The organism is Holtiella tumoricola (assembly GCF_027857615.1).
Taxonomy (GTDB): Bacteria; Bacillota; Clostridia; order Lachnospirales; family Cellulosilyticaceae; genus Holtiella; species Holtiella tumoricola.
The window spans coordinates 67684-73939 of record NZ_JAQIFT010000028.1 but is presented as its reverse complement, the minus strand read 5'-3'; the positions used below and the strand labels follow the sequence as shown (position 1 = coordinate 73939).

Genomic DNA, 6256 nt, shown 5'->3' with positions numbered 1-6256 from the left:
ACTGTTAAGTAGTACTGACTTTGTCACTCGAAGTGACTTTCCCCTAAAGGGATTAACTCATCTAAAATTTGACTTCGAACAAGTTCTTGTCAAATTAAGATTCGTTCTATGAATCGACTGGTTTAATGGTTACTATTTTATTTTCAAAGTTCATTTTGTTTTATTTATCAAGGCCTACAGCCTTTTCTCAGTGGCGCCTGTGCGCTGCTGACTTGTATTAGTATAGGCTATATACTTACATATGTCAACACCCTTTCTATAATTTCTTTTTATTTTTAGTTTTTAAGGACACGATGCTATTTTAGAGAATGTTTTCCCTCTTTTTCTCACATCCTAATAGCATATTAAATTAGTAGGGGTGTTCATATGATTAAAAGTGGTTTTACATTAAAGAAGTTTATTATATTAGGTATCTTATTTGTAGCTGCTGTAGGTAGCCTTTTGCACTTCCTATATGATTGGAGTAATCAAAACATCCTAATAAGTTTCATTGCTCCCGTTAGTGAAAGTGTTTGGGAACATTTCAAACTAGGATTTTATGCCTTGCTACTCTATGGACTTATTACTTACTTCTTTATAAGAGATAAAGTAAATAATTTTATATTTGGCCTATCTCTATCTTCTATTGGTCTAAATGTAAGTATTGGGTTACTCTTCTATCTCTATAAACTTTTTATTCATCATAGTATTCCCTGGATTGATATTACCTTGTTTATAATAGGTATAATCTTTGCCTTTTTTATCTTATATAAAATACTTACACTTCCACCTTTACCACCTATCTTTAACTGGATTGGTATCTTTATTATTCTTATTACTATTAGTGGTTTTGTTATTTTCACATTGAAACCACTTACTCGCTTTGATATTTTCAAAGATCCTACTAAATAAGAAATAGCAAAAGTCACCTAGTAGTATAATAACCACTAGGTGACTTTTAGATAACAAAAAACCTCTATCAATGATAGAGGTTGAATGAAGCCGACGATCGGACTCGAACCGATAACCTGCTGATTACAAGTCAGCTGCTCTGCCAATTGAGCCACGTCGGCATATTCAATTTTGCCTATTGCTTTCGCAATAAAAACTCCCCGAGTAGGGTTCGAACCTACGACCCTTCGGTTAACAGCCGAATGCTCTGCCGCTGAGCTATCGAGGAATATTATAAAGGATATAGGCCCGAGTGGACTCGAACCACCGACCTCACGCTTATCAGGCGTGCGCTCTAACCACCTGAGCTACGAGCCTATATTGTGTGTCGCTGTTAAGCACTAGCGACGTGTATTATAATGCCTTAAATCCAGACAAATGTCAATAGGTTTTTTGAAACTTTTTAACCTTTTTTGTCTAACCATTGAAAAATAAGGTTTTATGATTCTAATTTTTTTCCCATATCCCATAAATAAATCTTTGAGTAACCCAATTGATTTGCTTTTCTTCTAGCATTGCTATCATATCATCCCTAACTTTTTTATCTCTTAGTGATAATATTGCTTCATAGTCTGTCATTACTCCACTTTGAAGAATCCAACTGACTAATACTTTAGCTGATGCAAAACCGCTAATATGTCTTATTTCTTTACATACATGTGTTTTAAGTTTCATTTTTTCACATTTTTTATTTAGTTTTTTTATATCTGTAGGTAATCCATTAACTAATTTCACTACATTTACCTTATTGTTGTATTTAACAAATAATTTATGATATATATTAGCTATTTCTGGAAGAGTATCTCTTAAACTTGTAATAATAAGTAATTTCCCCTGTGGCTTTAATACACGAGTACATTCTTCTATGAGAGCATCTAATACTGTTGCCTTATTAGGCCACATACACAAAATGATATCAAATGTATCAGGTAAACACACTTGTAGATATTGTAGGCTACTTCTATTAATATAGGTCACTTCTTCCCCTAGTATAGCTTTTGCATAAATTATATTTTCCTCATTCCTTTCAATCAAGGTATAATCTGCATCACTATATTGCTTTTTCAAAATAGAAAGATTTTGACCTCTTCCTCCTGTAACATCTAATATCTGAGCTGGCATATTTACATCTATTAATGCCTCTAACTCTTCTATAACTTTTTCATTATGACGTTCCATCATTTGAATAAATGCAGGCTTATAGCACTCACTTATATTACTATTTGATTCTTGCTTTTCTATGTATGCAATTGCTTTTTTATTTTTAGGCTTTTTGCTTATATTTTCATAGATCAAACGTATAATACCCATCTCAGACTCCTTCTAACATTTAATTAATTCTATCTTATCATTAGTTAGTATTGACTGACAACTTAGGATTGTATACTTTTTAACATTATAAAAGGACTACTTTCGAGGGGGCGAAAGTAGTCCTTTTATAATGTTCTCTATTTATTATTTACCGAAGTATCTGTTTAATAAACCTTCGAATGCTTTACCGTGACGAGCTTCGTCTTTAGCCATTTCATGTACTGTATCATGGATAGCATCTAAGTTTAATTGTTTAGCAAGTGTTGCTAATTCTTTTTTACCAGCTGTTGCGCCATTTTCAGCAGCAACTCTTAACTCTAAGTTTTTCTTTGTTGAAGATGTAACTACTTCACCTAATAATTCAGCGAATTTAGCTGCATGTTCTGCTTCTTCGTAAGCTGCTTTTTCCCAGTATAAACCGATTTCTGGATAACCTTCTCTATGAGCAACACGTGCCATAGCTAAGTACATACCAACTTCTGTACATTCACCTTCAAAGTTAGCTCTTAAACCTTCAATAATTCTTTCATCAGCACCTTGTGCTACGCCTACTACGTGTTCGTCAGCCCATACTAACTCACCTGATTGTTCTTTGAATTTGTCAGCACCTACGTGACAGATTGGACATTCAGCTGGAGCTGCGTCACCTTCGAAGATATAACCACATACTGTACATACATATTTTTTCATAATTAATTCCCTCCATTTAATTATTTTGATTTTCTAGTTTTATTTGAAATTGTCGTTAACTAATAATTATTATTACATACTTATTGTACTCAACTATTCTAGAATTGTCAACTACTTTTTTAATAAATTTTATATTAGTAGATTTTTATTTTAAAGTCCATATAATGAGTAAAAGCGATATTCAAATTTGAAATATCGCTTTTACTCATTATGCCTTATTCTTCGTCTATTTCGATTGCGCTTACTGGACAACCATCTTTAGCTTCTTCAGCTTGCTCAACTAAGCTTTCAAGGATATCTCCTTCAATCGCTACAGCTAAACCATCATCTTCTATCGTAAAAATTTCAGAACATGTTGATTCACAAAGTCCACATCCGATACAAATATCTTTATCAACTCTTGCTTTCATATCAATTACCTCTTCTATTTTCATTTAATTATAGTTATTTAATAATTACTATTACATAATGATATTACGCAATCATTTTCTTTTTGTCAACCTCTTTTAGTATTTTCAATCTGTCTAGAGGTTTTCCAAGAGTTTCATTGTCTTTGCTCATTTCCTGTTCATATTTTTAGAATATACTAATGGTGACAATGTTTTAAATACCTACTTTGAGGAGGCCCAATTTGAAAAAATTTGCCGTAATTACAGACAGCTGTTGTGATTTAACATTCGCTTCACTTCAACAATATGACTTAACTATGTTTCCTATTCGTGTTATTTATAAAGAAAAAGAATATCTTGATAAAATTGAAATTTCTTCTGAGGAAATGTATAGCAGATTACATGAAGAAGTACCTACTACTTCTCTCCCAGACCTTCATTATTGTGAAAATAAAGTTCATGAACTTAAGGAGCAAGGTTATACTGATTTTATTATCATCACTGTTTCTTCTCAGCTTTCAGGTACACTTAATGCCCTTAGAATATTAAGTGAGCATTTTCCAGACCTCAACTTCCATTTCTTTGATTCACTTACTCTTGGCTATCCACAAGGTGTTATTGCTATGGAAGCTGGAAAAATGGCACAATCCGGCGCTAGTTTTGAAGAAGTTTTAGCAAGACTTGAAGATGTACGAAAACGTACTTATGGTTATATTGCTTTAGATACCTTAGAATATCTAAAAAAGGGCGGTCGTATCGGAAAAGTAACTGCTACAGTTGGTGAATTAATCAAATTAAAACCTATTATTTCATCAAATGATGATGGTGTTTTATATACTTACTGTAAAGTACGTGGCAAAAAACAATCATTTGCAAAAGTAAAAGAAATTATCCTTTCCCATTTAGATAAGGGTAAATGTAGTATATGGGTTCTTCATGGGGATGCACTACAAGGTGGCACAGACCTCTATGAAATATTAAAAGGACATCCAAATATTAATCACTTATCATTAGAAGTAGTTGGTCCTTCTATGGGTGTTCATACTGGCCCTGGTGTAGTAGGTTGTGCAATCTTAGAAGAATTCTAGAGTAAATATAAAACAAAAAGCGATACTCTATAATTAGAGTATCGCTTTTTTATAATCTGTATTTCTTAATCTTCGTCAATATCAATAGCACTTACTGGACAGCCATCTCTTGCAGCTTCAGCTTCTTCTGTCACATCTTCAGGAATATCTCCTTCAATTGCTACTGCTAAACCATCATCTTCTAATGAAAATACTTCTGGGCATGTAGCTGGACAAAGTCCACATCCAATACAAGTATCTTTATCAACTCTTGCTTTCATTGGTTTTCCTCCTAAATAAAAGATTTCTTTGGTTATTATCTCCTATATAGTGGGAATTATACTATTACATTTCCAATGCCAAATAAGGTTTGTATCGCTAATCTATTTTTTTCAATTTCTACAGCTATATTGTTCTTTTTAAGCTCTAGTTCTTCTATTAAACTTAATGTTGCATCATAATTATTTGTTTTGCGTATTTCATCAATCTCTTTATTTAACTTATCTATTTCACCATTCTTAGTATTAATTTGAGCATTTGCATCACGTATTTGGTCTTCTAAACCTTCTATCTTTATTAATTGTTCTTCGGAGACTTCTGTATAATAAAGCACATTTCCATCAATTCTTCCACCATCATATACTTTAAAACTATGTACTCCTATCTCACCAACACTTGAGCGCGTTGTCTTTAATCTTACCTTTTGGGAACTTGGCTTATATGTCCCAAATAACCAACTTTTTTCTGGAATAGCTGCCTCATATTCTCCATTTTCGTACTTATCTAAGATATATAAGTCGATTTGTTTATAATTTTTGAGTGTACTTACTTGCTCATTTATATTCGCTGTCTGATCTTGCATTGTTTTTATATCCTTTTGTAAACGTACTATCTGATTTGCTATAACATCTGTTTCTACATCTACAGTTTGTTTCATATTAATTAAGTCAACCTCTTGTAGCTGAATTTGCTTAAGGGATTCTTGAGACTTTTTAATCATTCCGTAGGCATTTGTAAAGTTTAAATACTCTTGAGCTGTTATAATACGTTTTTTATTAAGGATATCTACCCATATGCTTAAAGTCTTTACTTCTATTTCATTAGTTTTAAGTTCATTAGTAAGCGTAGCCTTTACACTTTCTGGTTGAATATAATCAAGAATCTTAACAGATATACTTTCAGCATCTCCATTATGAGGGAAATTAAGTAGCTCAAAGATACTTAGTTTGAAGTTCTTTAAAGGTATTCGCTCCCCTTTTAAACTCAATAATGTATATAGTGCATCTACAGAATCCTGAGTCAGCTTCGCACTAGCATCAAAGTATTCACTTAATGCACGTTCAAATGTTACATCATCTAACTTTTTCATATATGCCTTTATTGTATCCGTCTTTGTGCCTTGTATGATTACATCAAAGATTTCTTGCTGACTTACAAACTGAATACCTTCAGCATTATATTTTTCAAGAATCTTATCTTGACTGGCTGTATCTAAATTTTTAAAATGCTTTTCTAAAAACACACGGCTTACCTCAGATGCATCTTCTACCAAGTATTGTAGACCTTGTTTAAAATAAAGGTCATCATAATTTTGCTCTTTGGCTTTAGTTAGAATGTTTACTACTTTATCAGGCATATGTTTCATTCTAAAATAAGTAATTTGGAAGAGGTTCATGTTTATAATAACCAAAACAAATATAAACACCCCTATTACAGAAGGAATGACAACATTTTTATACGTTATAATCCATTGAATAACTTTTTCTTTTAACAAGATTAGTTTTTCTCTAAAATTCATACGTTCTCCTTGTCTCATTATGTTATTGTCTCCATTATACAATGTCTCTTAATTTAACACAATTGTATTGT

At 32.2% G+C, this 6256-nt stretch carries 7 protein-coding genes and 3 tRNA genes; 2 read left to right on the top strand and 8 right to left on the bottom strand.

The window, feature by feature from the left end; all coding sequences use genetic code 11:
* The first annotated feature begins 366 nt into the window (after nucleotides 1–366).
* Nucleotides 367–891: a DUF6512 family protein gene (locus PBV87_RS06765; RefSeq protein WP_271011608.1), complete on the top strand. Its 525-nt coding sequence runs from the start codon at nucleotides 367–369 to the stop codon at nucleotides 889–891.
* Between the two features lie 88 nt (nucleotides 892–979).
* On the opposite strand, the gene PBV87_RS06760 is transcribed toward PBV87_RS06765, so the two are convergent.
* From PBV87_RS06760 to PBV87_RS06735, 6 genes are all read right to left on the bottom strand, one after another.
* A tRNA-Thr gene (locus PBV87_RS06760) sits at nucleotides 980–1052 on the bottom strand.
* A 35-nt stretch (nucleotides 1053–1087) separates the two neighbouring features.
* Nucleotides 1088–1159, bottom strand: a tRNA-Asn gene (locus PBV87_RS06755).
* A gap of 15 nt (nucleotides 1160–1174) precedes the next feature.
* Nucleotides 1175–1248, bottom strand: a tRNA-Ile gene (locus tag PBV87_RS06750).
* 129 nt (nucleotides 1249–1377) lie between these two features.
* Nucleotides 1378–2241 carry a class I SAM-dependent methyltransferase gene (locus tag PBV87_RS06745; protein ID WP_271011607.1) on the bottom strand — a complete coding sequence of 288 codons (864 nt, stop codon included), beginning with the start codon at nucleotides 2239–2241 and terminating at the stop codon, nucleotides 1378–1380.
* A gap of 144 nt (nucleotides 2242–2385) precedes the next feature.
* On the bottom strand, nucleotides 2386–2931 hold the full coding sequence (locus PBV87_RS06740) for an NADH peroxidase (protein WP_053982539.1): 546 nt from the start codon (nucleotides 2929–2931) through the stop codon (nucleotides 2386–2388).
* 215 nt (nucleotides 2932–3146) lie between these two features.
* Nucleotides 3147–3341 carry a ferredoxin gene (locus PBV87_RS06735; RefSeq protein WP_053982540.1) on the bottom strand — a complete coding sequence of 65 codons (195 nt, stop codon included), beginning with the start codon at nucleotides 3339–3341 and terminating at the stop codon, nucleotides 3147–3149.
* Nucleotides 3342–3562: 221 nt separating this feature from the next.
* On the opposite strand from PBV87_RS06735, the gene PBV87_RS06730 reads away from it, so the two are divergent.
* Complete coding sequence (locus PBV87_RS06730; RefSeq protein WP_271011606.1) at nucleotides 3563–4408, top strand: DegV family protein; 846 nt, start codon at nucleotides 3563–3565, stop codon at nucleotides 4406–4408.
* A gap of 65 nt (nucleotides 4409–4473) precedes the next feature.
* Here PBV87_RS06730 and PBV87_RS06725 read toward each other — a convergent pair whose 3' ends face one another.
* Nucleotides 4474–4668: a ferredoxin gene (locus PBV87_RS06725; protein WP_053982542.1), complete on the bottom strand. Its 195-nt coding sequence runs from the start codon at nucleotides 4666–4668 to the stop codon at nucleotides 4474–4476.
* Between the two features lie 56 nt (nucleotides 4669–4724).
* On the bottom strand, nucleotides 4725–6185 hold the full coding sequence (locus PBV87_RS06720; protein WP_271011605.1) for a hypothetical protein: 1461 nt from the start codon (nucleotides 6183–6185) through the stop codon (nucleotides 4725–4727).
* Nucleotides 6186–6256: the final 71 nt, after the last annotated feature.